At 71.8% G+C, this 14,654-nt stretch carries 16 protein-coding genes and 1 pseudogene; 10 read left to right on the top strand and 7 right to left on the bottom strand.

Annotation, left to right across the window (positions count from 1 at the left end):
* Positions 1-3: 3 nt before the first annotated feature.
* Positions 4-918, bottom strand: coding sequence for a sigma-70 family RNA polymerase sigma factor (locus BN159_RS41075; RefSeq protein ID WP_015662991.1), 915 nt, complete (start codon positions 916-918; stop codon positions 4-6).
* Position 919: 1 nt separating this feature from the next.
* On the bottom strand, positions 920-1,273 hold the full coding sequence (locus tag BN159_RS41080) for a VOC family protein (protein ID WP_015662992.1): 354 nt from the start codon (positions 1,271-1,273) through the stop codon (positions 920-922).
* A gap of 61 nt (positions 1,274-1,334) precedes the next feature.
* Here BN159_RS41080 and BN159_RS41085 point away from each other — a divergent pair, with 61 nt between their 5' ends.
* Positions 1,335-2,213: a universal stress protein gene (locus BN159_RS41085; protein WP_015662993.1), complete on the top strand. Its 879-nt coding sequence runs from the start codon at positions 1,335-1,337 to the stop codon at positions 2,211-2,213.
* Position 2,214: 1 nt separating this feature from the next.
* Here BN159_RS41085 and BN159_RS41090 read toward each other — a convergent pair whose 3' ends face one another.
* Genes BN159_RS41090 through BN159_RS41100 form a run of 3 tightly spaced genes read right to left on the bottom strand, consistent with a single transcriptional unit; the run spans position 2,215 to position 4,930 of the window.
* The gene (locus BN159_RS41090) at positions 2,215-3,456 is read right to left on the bottom strand and encodes a DUF4032 domain-containing protein (RefSeq protein ID WP_015662994.1); all 1,242 of its coding nucleotides are present in this window, start codon (positions 3,454-3,456) and stop codon (positions 2,215-2,217) included.
* A gap of 40 nt (positions 3,457-3,496) precedes the next feature.
* Complete coding sequence (locus tag BN159_RS41095) at positions 3,497-4,243, bottom strand: MBL fold metallo-hydrolase (protein ID WP_015662995.1); 747 nt, start codon at positions 4,241-4,243, stop codon at positions 3,497-3,499.
* Between the two features lie 60 nt (positions 4,244-4,303).
* Complete coding sequence (locus tag BN159_RS41100) at positions 4,304-4,930, bottom strand: alpha-ketoglutarate-dependent dioxygenase AlkB family protein (protein ID WP_015662996.1); 627 nt, start codon at positions 4,928-4,930, stop codon at positions 4,304-4,306.
* 115 nt (positions 4,931-5,045) lie between these two features.
* On the opposite strand from BN159_RS41100, the gene BN159_RS41105 reads away from it, so the two are divergent.
* Positions 5,046-5,672, top strand: coding sequence for a TetR/AcrR family transcriptional regulator (locus BN159_RS41105; RefSeq protein ID WP_015662997.1), 627 nt, complete (start codon positions 5,046-5,048; stop codon positions 5,670-5,672).
* Positions 5,673-5,688: 16 nt separating this feature from the next.
* Positions 5,689-7,362 (top strand): FAD-binding dehydrogenase, encoded by a 1,674-nt coding sequence (locus tag BN159_RS41110; protein WP_015662998.1) that lies wholly within the window; start codon positions 5,689-5,691, stop codon positions 7,360-7,362.
* A gap of 8 nt (positions 7,363-7,370) precedes the next feature.
* On the opposite strand, the gene BN159_RS41115 is transcribed toward BN159_RS41110, so the two are convergent.
* Positions 7,371-7,718, bottom strand: a complete 348-nt coding sequence (locus BN159_RS41115; protein ID WP_015662999.1) for a DUF488 domain-containing protein — start codon at positions 7,716-7,718, stop codon at positions 7,371-7,373.
* Between the two features lie 60 nt (positions 7,719-7,778).
* On the opposite strand from BN159_RS41115, the gene BN159_RS41120 reads away from it, so the two are divergent.
* From BN159_RS41120 to BN159_RS41135, 4 genes are all read left to right on the top strand, one after another.
* Positions 7,779-8,513 (top strand): L,D-transpeptidase family protein, encoded by a 735-nt coding sequence (locus BN159_RS41120; protein ID WP_015663000.1) that lies wholly within the window; start codon positions 7,779-7,781, stop codon positions 8,511-8,513.
* Between the two features lie 17 nt (positions 8,514-8,530).
* Complete coding sequence (locus tag BN159_RS41125) at positions 8,531-9,226, top strand: response regulator transcription factor (RefSeq protein WP_015663001.1); 696 nt, start codon at positions 8,531-8,533, stop codon at positions 9,224-9,226.
* Positions 9,223-11,049, top strand: a complete 1,827-nt coding sequence (locus BN159_RS41130) for a sensor histidine kinase (RefSeq protein ID WP_015663002.1) — start codon at positions 9,223-9,225, stop codon at positions 11,047-11,049. Before BN159_RS41125 ends, BN159_RS41130 begins: the two co-directional genes overlap by 4 nt.
* Before the next feature lie 106 nt (positions 11,050-11,155).
* Positions 11,156-12,238, top strand: a complete 1,083-nt coding sequence (locus BN159_RS41135) for an IS110 family RNA-guided transposase (protein WP_015658556.1) — start codon at positions 11,156-11,158, stop codon at positions 12,236-12,238.
* Positions 12,239-12,585: 347 nt separating this feature from the next.
* Here BN159_RS41135 and BN159_RS41140 read toward each other — a convergent pair whose 3' ends face one another.
* On the bottom strand, positions 12,586-13,575 hold the full coding sequence (locus tag BN159_RS41140) for a helix-turn-helix transcriptional regulator (RefSeq protein ID WP_015663003.1): 990 nt from the start codon (positions 13,573-13,575) through the stop codon (positions 12,586-12,588).
* A 93-nt stretch (positions 13,576-13,668) separates the two neighbouring features.
* Here BN159_RS41140 and BN159_RS41145 point away from each other — a divergent pair, with 93 nt between their 5' ends.
* From BN159_RS41145 to BN159_RS47615, 3 genes and pseudogenes are all read left to right on the top strand, one after another.
* A complete protein-coding gene (locus BN159_RS41145; RefSeq protein ID WP_015663004.1) occupies positions 13,669-14,067 on the top strand; it encodes a VOC family protein in 399 nt (132 codons plus the stop codon).
* Positions 14,064-14,427: pseudogene (locus tag BN159_RS44500) on the top strand (helix-turn-helix domain-containing protein); the annotation flags it as partial. The gene BN159_RS41145 and the pseudogene BN159_RS44500, both read left to right, overlap by 4 nt.
* A 58-nt stretch (positions 14,428-14,485) precedes the next feature.
* Positions 14,486-14,641 (top strand): hypothetical protein, encoded by a 156-nt coding sequence (locus BN159_RS47615; protein ID WP_015663006.1) that lies wholly within the window; start codon positions 14,486-14,488, stop codon positions 14,639-14,641.
* Positions 14,642-14,654: the final 13 nt, after the last annotated feature.

Consider the following 14,654-nt stretch of genomic DNA (forward strand, 5'->3'; position numbering starts at 1 on the left):
CCGCTACGGCCGTGCGACGGCCCGGTGCGCGGAGCGGTCGTAGGCCCGCAGCTTGTCGGGGGCTATGACCCAGTACAGGCCATCGATGCCGTCCGCTCCCGCCGTGACGCTGACCAGGGCGACGGTGGCCCCGTCCGCGGTGAGCCGCAGGCAGGGCCGCCCGTTGGCCTCGACCACGGAGTAGTCGGCGCCGGGGAAGAACTTGTGCGTGAAGGCGGTGACCCGGGCCGAGCGCACCGCGCCCACGATCTCCAGCCGGGCCACCCCGCGCAGGCCGTTGCCGTCCGCATAGGTGACCACATCGGCCGACAGCACGCTCTCCAGCGCCGCGATGTCCCCGTCCCGTGCGGCGGCGACGAAGGCGTCGAGGAGCCGCCGGTGCTGCGCCGCGTCGACCGCCTCCCGGCGCTCGGCCGACAGCCGTTTGCGGGCCCGGCTGACGATCTGCCGCGTGTTGGCCTGGCTCAGCTCCAGCATGCCCGCGATCTCGTCATAGGCGTAGTCGAACGCCTCGCGCAGCACGTAGGCCGCCCGCTCCACGGGGTTGAGCTTCTCAAGGACCAGCAGCACGGCCAGTTCCAGCGCCTCGCCGCGCTCCGCGCCCACCTGCGGATCGACGCTGGTGTCCACCGGCTCCGGCAGCCACGGCCCCACGTACGCCTCGCGGCGCACCCGTGCCGACTGGGACACGTTGATGGCCAGCCGGGTGGTGGTCTTCGCCAGGAACGCCCCGGAGTCCAGCACCGCGTCGCGGTCGGTGCCCTGCCAGCGCACCCACGCCTCCTGCACCACGTCCTCGGCCTCCACCACCGAGCCCAGGACGCGGTAGGCGATGCCGAACAGCCGTGGCCGCAGCTTTTGGAAGGCGGCCGCGGCCGCGGTCAGTGAGTCGCCGGTGGGCGCCGCTCGCTCGTCCATGTCAGCTGCGGCGGGAGGACAGGACGCAGAACTCGTTGCCCTCCGGGTCCATGAGCACCACCCACGACTGCTCGCCCTGGCCGATGTCCGCGTGGCGGGCGCCGAGCGCCAGCAGGCGGTCGACCTCGGCCTGCTGGTCGTCGGGGCGGAAGTCCAGGTGGAGGCGGTTCTTGACGGTCTTGCCCTCCGGGACCGGGACGAAGAGCAGGCCCGGCAGCCGGTCGGGGGCCGGGCGGATCTCGTACTCGTCGGGCGAGTCGTTCACGACCACCCAGCCGAGGGCCTCGGCCCACCAACTGCCCAGGGCCGCCGCATCGGCCGCGTCGACGTTCACTTGCTCCCACTCCAAGGTCATGGTCGCAGCGTAGTGAAGACTGGGGACCCGGACGTGACCACGACCCAGGGAGGCACCCGCAATGACGCGCCCGATCACGGCAGGATTCGACGGAACCGAGGAGAGCCTCGCCGCGCTGGGATGGGCGGCCCGTGAGGCGGTCCGGCGGGGACTCGCGCTGCGCGTCGTGCACGCCTGGCGGTTCCAGCCGTTGGAGGCGGTCGAGGGGGCCGACCCGGACGCGCAGGCGAAGTGGGCGGGAGAGGCGGTGGCGCAGGCCGCCCGGGAACTCGCCGAGCGGCATCCCGGGCTCGACGTGACGGCCGACGCGCCCGAGGGCGGGCCCGTCGACGCGCTGGTCGCGGCTGCCGTGGACGCCGAGATGCTGGTGCTCGGGTCGCGTGGGCACGCCGCCGTCGTCGGCTTCCTGCTCGGCTCCGTCGGACAGCAGGTGATCGTGGCGGCCGAGCGGCCCGTCGTGCTGGTGCGCGCCGGGGACCAGCCCTCCGCCGAGGTCGCCGGGCACGAGATCGTCGTCGGTCAGCAGGGCGAGCCCGAGGACAGCGCGGCCGCGCTGCGGTTCGCCTTCGAGACGGCCGCGGCGCGCGGCGCCACCGTCCGGGTGGTCCGCGCCTGGACGCTGCCGCCGCTGTTCTCCTACAGCCCGTCCTCGCTGAAGCTGCTGGACGACGCGGGCGGTCTGGAGCCGTACGAGAAGAAGGCGCTGGCCTCGGCGGTGCAGCCGTGGCGGGAGCGGTTCCCGGACGTGCAGGTCGTGGAGCACGTGGAGATGGGCAGTGCGGGGCAGGTGCTGCTGTCGGTGGCCGCGCGGGCCCAGCTGATGGTCGTCGGGCGGCGCGCCCGCCGTACGGCCGTGGGCGCCCGGATCGGCTCGGTCGCGCACGGTGTGCTGCACCATGCCGCCTGCCCGGTGGCCGTGGTGCCGCCTGCCGCCGGCTGAGTCAGTCCGTCTGCCGAGAGGTGGGCTGGAGCGTCTCGCGGGCCTTGGGGAGGATGTTCTCGATGTAGTCCTCCACGGCCGTGTCGAGACCGATGTCGTGCTGCGCCCGCTCCGACAAGTACCAGCGGTGTTCGAGGAGTTCGTGGTAGATCTCCGCCGCGTCCATCGAGCCGCGCAGGTCGAGCGGGACCGCCCGGACGGTGGGCCGGAAGACGTCCCGCACCCAGCGGTGGGCGAGGACCTCGGGGCGGGCGGCGAGGGGGTCGCCCGGGGCGTGGTCGTCCTGGGTGGCCATCCAGCTCTCCAGGTCGTTCAGCAGCCGTCGGGCCTGGTTCTCCTCGGTGTCCAGGCCCGTCAGGCGCAGCAGTTGGCGCTGGTGGTGGCCGGCGTCGACGACCTTGGGCACGAAGGTGACGGTGTCGCCGTTGGAGGAGTGCTCGATCTGCATCTCCGCGACGTCGAAACCGAGGTCGTGCAGGCGGCGTATCCGGCGCTCTATGTAGTGGTACTTCCCGGCCGGGTAGACCGAGGTGCGGGTCAGCTCCTGCCACAGGCCCCGGTAGCGTGCGCAGATCTCGGTGCCGAACTCGATCGGATCGACGGAGGGGTGCAAGGCCCCGGAGGCCTCCAGGTCCAGCAGCTCCCCGCTGATGTTGACCCGCGCGAGGTCGAGGTCGTAGTCGCGTTGCCCGGTGCTGAGTCGGGGGTGCAGATCGCCGGTCTCGGCGTCGACCAGGTAGGCGGCGTAGGCGCCCGCGTCGCGCCGGAAGAGGGTGTTGGACAGTGAGCAGTCGCCCCAGGCGAACCCGGCCAGGTGCAGCCGCACCAGCAGTACCGCCAGGGCGTCCATCAGCCGGTGCATGGTCGCCGGGCGCATCGTCGTCTCGAACATCGAGCGGTACGGCATGGAGCCGCCGAGGTGGCGGGTGACCAGCACCGGCTCCAGGGGTGCGCCCTCGGCGTCGAGGCGGCCGGTGACCACGGCGAGCGGGTCAACCGCCGGGATGCCGAGCCGGTCCAGGTCGCGCAGCAGCTCGTACTCGCGCAACGCGGGCCGCTCGGCGAGCTCCTTGACGGCGATGACCTCGGTCCCGGCGCGGGCGTAGCGGACGACGTGCCGGGAGATGCCGCGCGGCAGCGGCACGAGGTATTCCTCCGGCCACTCCTCCAGCGGCAGGTGCCACGGCAGTTCCAACAGGAGCGCGGGGTGCTCCGGGTTGGTCGCGCTGATCTGAAGGGCCATGGGCGGGGATCCTCGTCTCGCGGGTGATCGTCACTTCACCCTAAGCGGCACGCTCCCGGGCCTGAAGTGCCGCTTCACGTACTGGACCGCGGTGTACGGGGCCGTGGCCGGGCAGGAACACGTCGGCGTCGAGACCGGCGAGCACGTCCAGCGACGCGAGGGCCTGGGCGCGCTCGCGGTGGAACATGTCGAGCAGCAGATGCGGGCCCTTGACCCGGGACGTCGGATGGCCGCTCACCAGCGCGTCTCCCGAGATGAGTACACCCTTGTCCGGGAGGTGGAAGGCGCAGTGGCCGTCGGTGTGGCCGGGGGAGTGCACGGGCACCGGCCGCCCCGGCAGGTCCAGCGGGGCATCCGGCGTGAACGCCTCCGCTGCGGTGACCGGGACATGCGTCTTGCCGCCGGAGCGCAGCGCGTGCACCGCCCACGGCAGCACACCGGGCCGCCAGCCGTTCTGGAGCACCTGTCCGACGGTGACCTGATGGAGGAACTCCCGCCGGGCGTGCGGTACTTCGGCCTCGTGCAGCAGCACCGGCGTCCCGTACCGGGCGCGCAGGAACTCTGCTGAGCCGACATGGTCGTTGTGCGCGTGCGTGATCAGCACGGCCGCCACGGCCTCCGGTGAACTCCCCACCTGCGCAAGGGAGGCGAGCACCTGCTCCCGGTCCCCGGGATACCCGGTGTCGACCAGGGTGACGGCGTCGCCCTCGGCCAGGATCACCCAGTTGGTGTTGGAGCCGTGCACCAGATAGATGCCGTCGGCGACTTCCTGCACGTCCGCTCGCATGAACTTCCCACCGTCCGCTCGACTGCCCCCGTCGGGGACAGCCAACCAGATCGCGAGAACTCACTGCACGCCGTGCGGGCGGAACTGGACGCTGATGCGCGGGCCCGTCGCGCGCGAGGACTTGGGGATGGCGTGTTCCCAGGTGCGCTGGCAGGAGCCGCCCATCACGATGAGGTCGCCGTGGCCCAGCGGGCGGCGCACGGTCTCGCCGCCGCCCGTCGGGCGCAGGAGGAGGTCCCGAGGTGCGCCCACCGAGACGATCGCGACCATGGTGTCCTCCCGAGCGCCCCGGCCGATCCGGTCGCCGTGCCAGGCCACGCTGTCCTGGCCGTCTCGGTAGTAGCACAGGCCCGCCGTGGTGAACGGCTCGCCCAGTTCCGACGCGTAGTGGGCGGTGAGTGCCGCTCGTGCCTCGGTCAGCACCGGATGGGGCAGCGGGTCGTCCGCGCCGTAGAAGGCGAGCAGTCGGGGTACGTCGACCACCTGGTCGTACATCTTGCGGCGTTCGGCGCGCCAGGGGACTTCGGCGGCCAGTTGTGCGAACAGTTCGTCCGAGCCGCTGAGCCAGCCGGGCAGCACGTCGATCCAGGCACCCCGGCCGAGGGTGGTACGGCGGATCCCGTCGAGGGGGCCGAGCCGGAGCTCGTCCGCCTGGTCGAAGAGGGAGCCCTGGAGGTGCGTGGTCATGGATCCAGCGTACTCCCTATTCGAAAATGTGTTCCCATCCCGCATTTCTGGCGCTGCGAGCCTTTTGATGCATTGATGTATCGGATACATTCCCGTATCGAACGGAGGGAGGGCCATGGTGGCGGAGCAGACGACACGCCGGGTGACCAGGCGTCGCGTGCGCACGCGTGCCAATCTCCTCGACGCCGCGTTCGAGGTGTTCGCCGCCAAGGGATTCGGCCGGGTGTCGATCGAGGAGGTCTGCGAGGCCGCCGGCTACAGCCGCGGCGCCTTCTACTCCAACTTCGCCAGCCTCGACGAACTGTTCTTCGCCCTCTACCGTCAGCGCGCCGACCTGATTGCCGAGCAGGTCGCGGGCGCGCTGGCGCAGGACGGTCCCGGCTTCGACGTACCGGCCTCCGTGGACCGGGTCACCGAGGTGCTGCTGCTCGACGTGGAGTGGCTGCTGGTGAAGACGGACTTCCTGGTGCACGCCGCCCGGGACCCGGACGTCGCGCAGAGCCTGCTGGATCACCGTGAGCGGCTGCGCTCCGCCATCGCCGACCGCCTCGCCCGGGCCACCGGGCACACCGCACTGCCCGCCGTGCTCGACGGCATCGACGGCGCCGCCCGCGCGGTCGTCGCCGCCTACGACGGGGTCACCACCCAACTGCTGCTGGACAAGGACGTCGACAGCGCCCGCGCCTGGCTCAAGCAACTGCTCACCGCCCTGCTGACCGACGGCAGCGGCACCCCCGAATGAGGAAGGGAACGGTCGCATGGATGCCGACGTCATCGTCGTCGGCGCGGGCCTCGCGGGCCTCGTCGCCGCACATGAACTCACCAGCAAGGGCCGCCGGGTCGCCCTGGTGGACCAGGAGAACGCCCGCAACCTGGGCGGACAGGCCTTCTGGTCCTTCGGCGGGCTGTTCCTCGTCGACTCCCCCGAACAGCGGCGCCTGAAGATCAAGGACTCCTTCGAGCTGGCCTGGAGCGACTGGCAGGGCAGTGCCGGGTTCGACCGGGTGGACGACGAGGACTCCTGGGCGGTGCGCTGGGCGCGCGCCTACGTCGAGTTCGCGGCGGGGGAGAAGCGGTCCTGGCTGGAGGGGCACGGCATCAAGTTCCTGCCCACCGTCGGCTGGGCCGAGCGCGGCGACCTGAGGGCGCACGGCCACGGCAACTCCGTACCCCGCTTCCACATCGCCTGGGGCACCGGCACGGGAGTGGTGGAGCCGTTCGTCGAGTACGCCAAGCAGGCCGCGCGCGACGGGCTGCTGACCTTCCACCACCGCCACCGGGTCGACGAACTCGTCGTCGAGGACGGCCAGGCGCGCGGCGTGCGCGGCACCCTCCTCGCCGAGGACGACGCCGGCCGGGGCATGCAGTCCAACCGCGACCGCGTCGGCGACTTCGAACTCACCGCGCAGGCCGTCGTCGTCACCACCGGCGGCATCGGCGCCGACCACGACATCGTCCGCCGCTACTGGCCCGAGCGCCTCGGCACCCCGCCCACGCAGATGGTCACCGGCGTCCCCGCCTACGTCGACGGCCGCATGCTCGACATCAGCGCGGCGGCGGGCGTACGCCTGGTCAACCGCGACCGCATGTGGCACTACACCGAGGGCATCCAGAACTGGGACCCGATCTGGCCCGGACACGGCATCCGCATCCTGCCCGGACCGTCCTCCATGTGGTTCGACGCGCTCGGCCGCCGCCTGCCCGACCCGTGCCTGCCCGGCTACGACACCCTCGGCACCCTCAAGTACCTGCGCACCACCGAGGACATCGCCGGGTACGACCACTCCTGGTTCATCCTCACCCAGAAGATCATCGAGAAGGAGTTCGCGCTCTCCGGCTCCGAGCAGAACCCCGACATCACCGCCAAGGACCGGGCGGCGTTCCTCAAGGAGCGGGTCCTGGGCAAGGGCGCGCCGGGGCCGGTGGACGCGTTCCTGCGCAAGGGGGCGGACTTCGTGACCGCCCCGAACCTGGAGCAGCTCGTCGAGAAGATGAACGGCCTGACCGACAAGCCGCTCCTGGATGCCGCCGACGTGCGCCGCCAGATCGAGGCCCGTGACCTCCAGCTCGCCAACTCCTACAGCAAGGACGCCCAGGTGCAGGGCATCCGCAACGCCCGCCGCTACATCGGCGACCGCCTCGGCCGGGTCGCCACCCCGCACCGGATCCTCGACCCCGCAGCGGGCCCGCTGATCGGCGTCAAGCTGCACGTCCTCACCCGCAAGACCCTCGGCGGCATCCAGACCGACCTCGACTCCCGCGCGCTGGGCGCCGACGGGCAGCCGATCGGCGGCCTGTACGCGGCGGGCGAGGTGGCCGGGTTCGGCGGTGGCGGCGTGCACGGCTACAACGCCCTGGAAGGCACCTTCCTCGGCGGCTGTCTCTTCTCGGGACGGGCCGCCGGGCGGGCCGCCGCACAGCAGACCGGCTGACCGGGGCGTCAGCCCAGCAGACGCTTCAGGACGGCCGCGTGACTCTCCTCGGGAGTCTTCGCGGCCGTCAGCAGTGTCACCGGCCCCTTCCGCGTCAACTCCCGCACATGGTCGAGGAGTTCCGCCGCCTCCGGTGCGGCCAGTTCCGCCTCGTACCGGCCCGCGAACTCCTCGTACGACCCCTCGCCCGCGTGGTACCAGCGGCGCAGCTCGGTCGACGGGGTGAGGGCCTTGGGCCACTCGTCCACGCGGGCCGCGTCCTTGGACACCCCGCGCGGCCACAGCCGGTCGACGAGGACGCGGACGCCGTCCTCCGGCTCGGGCGGTTCGTAGACGCGGCGGATGCGGATGCTCACGGTCGGTCCTTCCCACGCGACGCTGACGGGTTCCTCACAAGTGTCCGTCAAGGTCGACGCATGATCACGCCGAACCCCCGGGCCACGGCCCTGCTGGCCGCCGCCCTGTTGCTCACCGGATGCGGCACCGGCGCCGTGGCGCACACCACGAGCGCCGCCGCCCCCACCACCAGCGCGCCCCAGCCCGAGATCTCCCTCGACCTGGCCCCGCAGCAACTGCCCGGACTCGGTCCCAAGACCTGGGCGCAGGTGCCCTCCGACACCCGCCAGGCCCTCGTGGTCACCGGACGCGGCAAGAATTCCCCGCGCTCCTCGGCCGTCCTGTACGAGCGCACCGACGCGGGCTGGGAGGCGGACCGGAACTGGCCCGCGCACAACGCGCTGAAGGGCTGGACCGACGACCACCGGCTCGGCGATCTGCGCAGCCCCGTCGGCGTGTACACCCTCAGCGACGCCGGCGGCCTGCTCCGCGACCCCGGAACCCGGCTGCCGTACGACCAGTCCACCGGATTCACCCTGGGCGGCACCGGATTCGAGGGCGAACCCCTCGCCGGATCCTTCGACTACGTCATCGCCATCGACTACAACCGCAAGCCCGGCACCACGCCCCTGGACTGGACGCGCCCGCTCGGCGCGGACCGGGGCGGCGGCATATGGCTGCACGTCGACCACGGCGGCCCCACCAAAGGCTGCGTCAGCCTCGACCGGGAGCACATGAAAGACCTCCTGCTGGCCCTGGACCCGGACCGCAACCCCGTCGTCGTCATGGGCGACCGGACCTCCCTCGCCCGCTGACGCTTAGGATCCGCCGAGTGTGCGCACATGTGCTGGTCGCCGAGGACGACGAGATGCAGGCCGAACTCATCCGGCGCTCCCTGTTGGCGGAGGGGCACTCCGCGACGGTGGTCCATGACGGCCCCGCCGCCCTGGACGCCGTCCGCCGGCTCCGCCCCGACCTCGTCGTACTGGACCTGATGCTCCCGGTGATCGACGGCTTCGGGGTGTGCCGGGTGCTGCGCCGGGACGACGACATCCCGGTGCTGATGCTCACCGCCCGCTCCGCCGAGGACGACGTGCTGCTCGGCCTGGAGCTGGGCGCCGACGACTACATGACCAAGCCGTACAGTCCGCGCGAGCTGATGGCCCGGATCCGCACGGTGCTGCGGCGCAGCGGACGCGCTGCGGACCGGCGGGAGGACCCGGTCGTACGGGCCGCCGGGCTCGCCGTCGATCCGGCCCGGCACGAGGTGAGCTGCGACGGGGAGCCGGTGGAGTGCACACCGGCCGAGTTCCAGATCCTGCTCGCCATGACAGCCGAGCCCGAGCGGGTGTTCTCCCGGCGGCAGTTGCTGGAGTGCACCCGCGGCACAGACCGGGCCTCCACCGAGCGGGCCGTGGACGTGCACATCATGAACCTGCGCCGCAAGATCGAGGCCGACCCGCGCCGCCCGGCCCGGCTGCTGACGGTGTTCGGGGTCGGCTACAAGCTGAGCGGCGGTCGCGGATGAGCTCCGGCATACCGCTGCGCAAGCGGCTCCTGGTGCGGCTGCTGATCGCCTCGGTGCTGATCGCCGTGTGCTCGGTGGCGGCGACGGCCTGGCTGGCGGTGGAGACCACCACCCGCGCCCTGCGCGAGGAACAGGGGCAGGTCCTCGCCGACGACATGGACGTCCTCACCCGGCTCAGCGGCTACGCGGCGACCCACCCCGACTGGAAGGGCGTCGAGGACAGCCTGCGCGAGCTGTCCGGCCGGATCGGCCGCCGGATCGCCCTGACCACCCCCGACCGCAGGGTGATCGCCGACTCCGCGCCGCCCGGCACGCCGCTGCCGCCGCGCGCCGCCGCCACCGTCGACCCGCTGAGCACCGACACCCACACCGACAGCGGCGCCCAGCGCGGCGGCATCGACCCTCGGGTGGTGGGCCCGTACCGGCTCCCCGCCGGCGAGCGCGCCCGGCTCGACGCACTCGCCGAGGAACGGCGCGCGTGCTACGAGAACAACGGCGTCCAAGCGACCGTGGCGCGCACCCCGACCGGCCGCCCGACCCTCACCGACCAGGACGGCAGCGCCGTCGACTACGTACCGCTGGACTGCGCCGACGGACGCCTCAACACCCCCACCGCCACCGAGGAGAAGGCGCTGGCCGAGCTCACCGAACAGGCCCGCACCTGTCTGGACGAGCACGGCCTGGACTACGTCGAGCCGCTGTTCATCGGCGTGGACGTCACCGACCGGCGGATGGACACCCGCTACGTGATGGGCAAGCTGAAGGAGCACCCCTACGACCGGGCCCAACGGCAGGCGGACGACTGCGTCGACCAGGCCCGCCGGGCCCAGCTCGACCCCTATGTAGCCCCGGCCGCCGACCTGTTCCTGGGGGTCGGGGACCGGCCCGCCGCGCGCTTCGACCTGTCCCCGGCGAACTGGACGAAGGTCGTGGGCGCAGCGGGCCTGGTGCTCGCCGTCACGGTGGCCGTGACCGCCGTCGTCGCCACCCGGCTGGTCCGGCCGCTGCGCGCGCTGACCGCGGCCGCCCAGCAGCCGCCGGACAGGCACGTCCGGGTGCCCGTGACGACCCGCGACGAGACCGGCATCCTCGCCGCCGCCTTCAACGAACTCACCGAGCGCCGCGCCCGGTTGGAGGCCCAGCGCAAGGCGATGGTCAGCGACATCGCGCACGAACTGCGCAGTCCGCTCACCAACATCCGCGGCTGGCTGGAGGTGACCCGCGACGGCGTCGTGGAGCCCGACCCGGCCCTGCTCTCCTCCCTGCACGAGGAGGCGCTCGTCCTCCAGCGCGTCATCGACGATCTCCAGGACCTCGCCGACGCCGACGCCGGAACCCTGCGCCTGCACCGCGAGCCCGTCCGCGCCGACGAACTCCTCGACCAGGTCGCCGCCGCCCACCGCGTCGCCGCCGACGCGGCCGGAGTGACCCTGCGGGCCGCCGCACAGGGCACGCCCTGGCTGGACGCCGACCCGGTCCGGATGCGGCAGGCGCTCGGCAACCTGGTCTCCAACGCCCTGCGCCACACCCCGCAGGGCGGCACCGTCACGCTGGCCGCGCGCCGCGAGGGCGACGAGGTCGTCCTGGAGGTCACCGACACCGGAACCGGCATCGCCCCGGACGAACTGCCGCACGTCTTCGACCGGTTCTGGCGGGCGGAGAAGTCCCGCAGCCGCCGCACCGGCGGCAGCGGGCTCGGCCTGCCCATCGTCCGTCACCTGCTGGCCGCGCACGGCGGTACGGCCGAGGCGACGAGCGAGCCCGGCGCAGGCTCGGTGTTCACCCTCCGGCTGCCGGGCGGTTCCGCACCGGACGACACCTGACCACGGGGGCTAGACCGTATGGAGAACCGGCGCCTCACTCGCAAGTTGGCGCGGGTTGCCGCCACTCTGAGTGGCGGTAGAGCCGCAATTGCGGGAGGTGCCGGCCATGTTCGAGCGTACGTATGCCGGGCTGGATGTTCACGCCCGTTCGGTCGTCGGGGCCGCGATCGATGGAGTTTCCGGGGAGATCCGGTCGCTGCGGCTGGCGCCGGAGACGAACGCGGTGCTGGCCTGGGTGGCGTCGTTGCCCGCTCCGGTGGCGGTGGCGTATGAGGCAGGGCCGACTGGGTTCGGGCTGGCCAGGGCGTTAACAGCGGCGGGTGTGCGGTGCGTGGTGGTGGCCCCGTCGAAGATCGAGCGGCCGCCGGGGGATCGGGTCAAGACCGACCGGCGGGATGCCGAGAGGTTGGCCAGGCTGCTGCGGATCGGGGAACTCCCGGCCGTGCGGGTGCCCACCGAGGCGGAGGAAGCCGCGCGGGATCTCGTGCGAGCGCGCGAGGACGTGCGCGGGGACCTGATGAGGGCGAGGCACCGGCTGTCCAAGCTGCTGCTGCGCCAGGGCCTGGTGTGGCAGGGCACGGCCTGGACGCAGGAGCACGAGGGTTGGCTGCGCTCGCTCTGCTTCGACCGGTTCGGCGTGCGGCTGGCCTTCGAGGAAGCCTTCGACACCGTGCTGAGCACCCATGCCCGCCGCGGGCGGCTGGACGGGGCCATCGAGCAGATGGCCGCCGCCTCGCCGTTCGCGCCGGTGGTGGGGCGGCTGGGGTGCCTGCGCGGGATCAGCACGCTGACCGCCTTCGGCCTGGCCGTCGAGGTCGGCGACTGGCACCGGTTCACCGGCGCCACCATCAGTTCCTATCTGGGGCTGGTGCCCTCGGAAGCATCCAGCGGAGAGCGCCGGGTGCAGGGTCCGATCACCAAGACCGGCAACAGTCACGCCCGCCGGCTGCTGGTGGAGGCGTCCTGGCACCACCGCAAGCGCTACCGTCCCAGCCGCGAGCTGATGCGCCGCCAGGCCGGTCAGCCGCCCGCCGTCCGGGACCGGGCCGAGCGGGGCAACCGGCGCCTCAACCAGCGGTGGAAGCGATTCGACACCCGCAACAAGCGGCCCACCATCGCCGCCGTGGCCGTCGCTCGCGAACTGGCCGGGTGGTGCTGGAGCCTCGCCGTGATGGACGAGCCGTCCTGACACCAGCCGGCCCACAAACAGCCGGTGGGAGACGGGCGCTGGACAGGCAACGCGAGGAGGACCCGCGGCATAGCTATGAGCAGTCACGTCCACATCTGGCGCGGCCACGCTCGACCCTAGACCCGCGGAACACTCCCGACGCACAACCGGTCATGCGGTACCCAACCCGCGCATATCAGCCTGACCGCGCGTCGACCGACACGCCTCACCACACGCCGTCTCCCACCGGCCCTCACACCGACACGACCAAGACTGATGCCCGGACATCGAGTCGGCATCCGCATGCCCACTTGACACCCAGGCCCTCCATATCAGCTGTGCCGTCTCATGACATTGGTTCCTCGCTGTCAGGCTCGGCGGGCACAGGACGTGAGGCGATCGGCGAGCGCGATGACGAGTTCGCGGAGTTCGTCGGGGCGCTCGATGACGAACGGCCGGTCGAGTGCCGCGAGTACCGGAGGCAACCAGTCGAGCCGCTCCGCCCGCAGCTCGACGCGCAGCCAGCGCTCGGTCGCCCGGTCCTCGCCGGCCGCGGGCTCGTGCTCCTCCAGGATCGCGACGCTGACGGGAAGGTGGGCGCGGATCTGCTCAACTGTCCCGTGGATCCGCAAGGTCACCTCATGCCGGTACCCGGCCGTGGCGAATCCTGACAGTACGCGCTGTGCAGGAGCGGGACCCACTGGCGCTTCGAATGAGCCGGGCAGGGTCCGTGCGTCTGCGATGCGATCGAGCCGGAGGGTTCGGTCCTCGCCGATCCGGGCGTCCTTGCCCGTGACGTACCACCGGCCCGCATGGGCGACGATCCCGTATGCGTGCAGCGTGCGTTCGCTGGGCCGTCCGTCACGGTCGGTGTAGCGGATCGAGACCGGTCGGCGGTGGCGCACCGCATCGGCGATGGTGAGCAGGACCCCGGCGTCCGGGGTGTCGAACTCGCCGGGCTGATCCGTGAAGGCGAGAGCTTCCAGGAGTGTGTCGAGCCGACGGGCGATGTGCTTGGGCAGCACCCGCCGGATCTTCGCCGCCGCCGTCTCGTTTGCCGTGCGCTCCGTCGTCGTCAGCCCTGCCCGGCGGCCGGCGATCAGGCCGAGCAGCACGGCCAGCGCCTCGTCGTCGCTGAGCATGAGCGGAGGCAAGCGGTACCCGGGAGCCAGCCGGTACCCGCCGTAGCGGCCGCGCACCGATTCCACCGGTATGTCCAGGTCGATCAGCTGGTCCACATACCGCCGCACGGTGCGCCCTTCGACCCCGAGTCGGTCGGCGAGTTCGGCCACCGTCCTGGTGCCGCCCGACTGCAGCAGCTCCAGGAGTGTCAGCACGCGGCCGGTGGGTCGAGGCATGTTCGCAGCCTAACGCGAATACAGGACCGATTCTGTCCACTATTTCTCCTAGCCTGCGATGTGCACGCCTCCAGCACAGCCAAGGAGATTCCCATGGACTTCATCTCGATCCGCATCATCACCGGCGACGTAGCGCGCCTCGTCGAGTTCTACGAGCGCGCCACAGGGGCGCAGGCGACGTGGGCCAACGAAGACTTCGCCGAACTCAAGACCGCGGGCGCCACCCTCGCGATCGGCAGCACCCGCACCGTCCCGCTGTTCGCCCCGGGCTCTGCCCACCCGGCGGACAACCACAGCGTGATCACCGAGTTCCTCGTCGACGACGTGGACGGCATTTACAACAACCTGACCGGCTTCGTCACCGACTTCGTCACCAAGCCCACCACGATGCCCTGGGGCAACCGTTCGCTGCTGTTCCGTGACCCCGACGGCAACCTCGTCAACTTCTTCACCCCCGTCACCCCAGCGGCCATCGAAAAGTTCGCACGCTGACGCCACGGAACGCCACCAGCAGGGGACATAGGAACGCACCGCTGACCCTCGAAGGACGTCTGCGCTTGTGTCTGCGGATCGACGCTGGACGTCCGATCGCGCACGTGGCTGCGGAAGCCGGGATCTCCCGCCGCTGCCTGGCCAAGTGGTACGCCCGCTGGCGCGCGTACGGTGAGAACGGACTACTCCGTTCACCGCATCCTGATGAGGCGAGGACTCAACCGGCTCCGGGGCCGCGACCCACCGGCCGGCGAGCAGCTGCGCGAGGTCATCCGCTACGAGCACGACCGGGTCGGCGACCTGGTCCACGTCGACGTCAAGAAGCTTGGACGCATCCCGACCGGCGGCGGCTGGCGGATGCACGTACGTCCGCGATTACACAACCGAGCGTGAACGCCGCGTCGCACTCGCGGAGTTCGTGAATTACTACAATCACGAGCGGCCGCACGCCGCGCTCGGCGGCCGGCCGCCCATCAGCCGGACCGCCGGGAGCGACTACCGGATCGTCTTCGACCAGCCGCCCGAACCACTCGCGGACATCCCGCAGCAGCTCACCTTCGAGGACTTCGTGTGACCGAGGTCCCGCG

It is taken from the genome of Streptomyces davaonensis JCM 4913, assembly GCF_000349325.1.
In the GTDB taxonomy this organism is placed as follows: Bacteria; Actinomycetota; Actinomycetes; order Streptomycetales; family Streptomycetaceae; genus Streptomyces; species Streptomyces davaonensis.

Excerpts from the sequence above, each read along its gene's own strand:
- BN159_RS41075 (WP_015662991.1), bottom strand. The coding sequence starts at position 918 with ATGGACGAGCGAGCGGCGCCCACCGGCGACTCACTGACCGCGGCCGCG.
- BN159_RS41080 (WP_015662992.1), bottom strand. The coding sequence starts at position 1,273 with ATGACCTTGGAGTGGGAGCAAGTGAACGTCGACGCGGCCGATGCGGCG.
- BN159_RS41085 (WP_015662993.1), top strand. The coding sequence starts at position 1,335 with ATGACGCGCCCGATCACGGCAGGATTCGACGGAACCGAGGAGAGCCTC.
- BN159_RS41090 (WP_015662994.1), bottom strand. The coding sequence starts at position 3,456 with ATGGCCCTTCAGATCAGCGCGACCAACCCGGAGCACCCCGCGCTCCTG.
- BN159_RS41095 (WP_015662995.1), bottom strand. The coding sequence starts at position 4,243 with ATGCGAGCGGACGTGCAGGAAGTCGCCGACGGCATCTATCTGGTGCAC.
- BN159_RS41100 (WP_015662996.1), bottom strand. The coding sequence starts at position 4,930 with ATGACCACGCACCTCCAGGGCTCCCTCTTCGACCAGGCGGACGAGCTC.
- BN159_RS41105 (WP_015662997.1), top strand. The coding sequence starts at position 5,046 with ATGGTGGCGGAGCAGACGACACGCCGGGTGACCAGGCGTCGCGTGCGC.
- BN159_RS41110 (WP_015662998.1), top strand. The coding sequence starts at position 5,689 with ATGGATGCCGACGTCATCGTCGTCGGCGCGGGCCTCGCGGGCCTCGTC.
- BN159_RS41120 (WP_015663000.1), top strand. The coding sequence starts at position 7,779 with ATGATCACGCCGAACCCCCGGGCCACGGCCCTGCTGGCCGCCGCCCTG.
- BN159_RS41130 (WP_015663002.1), top strand. The coding sequence starts at position 9,223 with ATGAGCTCCGGCATACCGCTGCGCAAGCGGCTCCTGGTGCGGCTGCTG.
- BN159_RS41135 (WP_015658556.1), top strand. The coding sequence starts at position 11,156 with ATGTTCGAGCGTACGTATGCCGGGCTGGATGTTCACGCCCGTTCGGTC.
- BN159_RS41140 (WP_015663003.1), bottom strand. The coding sequence starts at position 13,575 with ATGCCTCGACCCACCGGCCGCGTGCTGACACTCCTGGAGCTGCTGCAG.
- BN159_RS41145 (WP_015663004.1), top strand. The coding sequence starts at position 13,669 with ATGGACTTCATCTCGATCCGCATCATCACCGGCGACGTAGCGCGCCTC.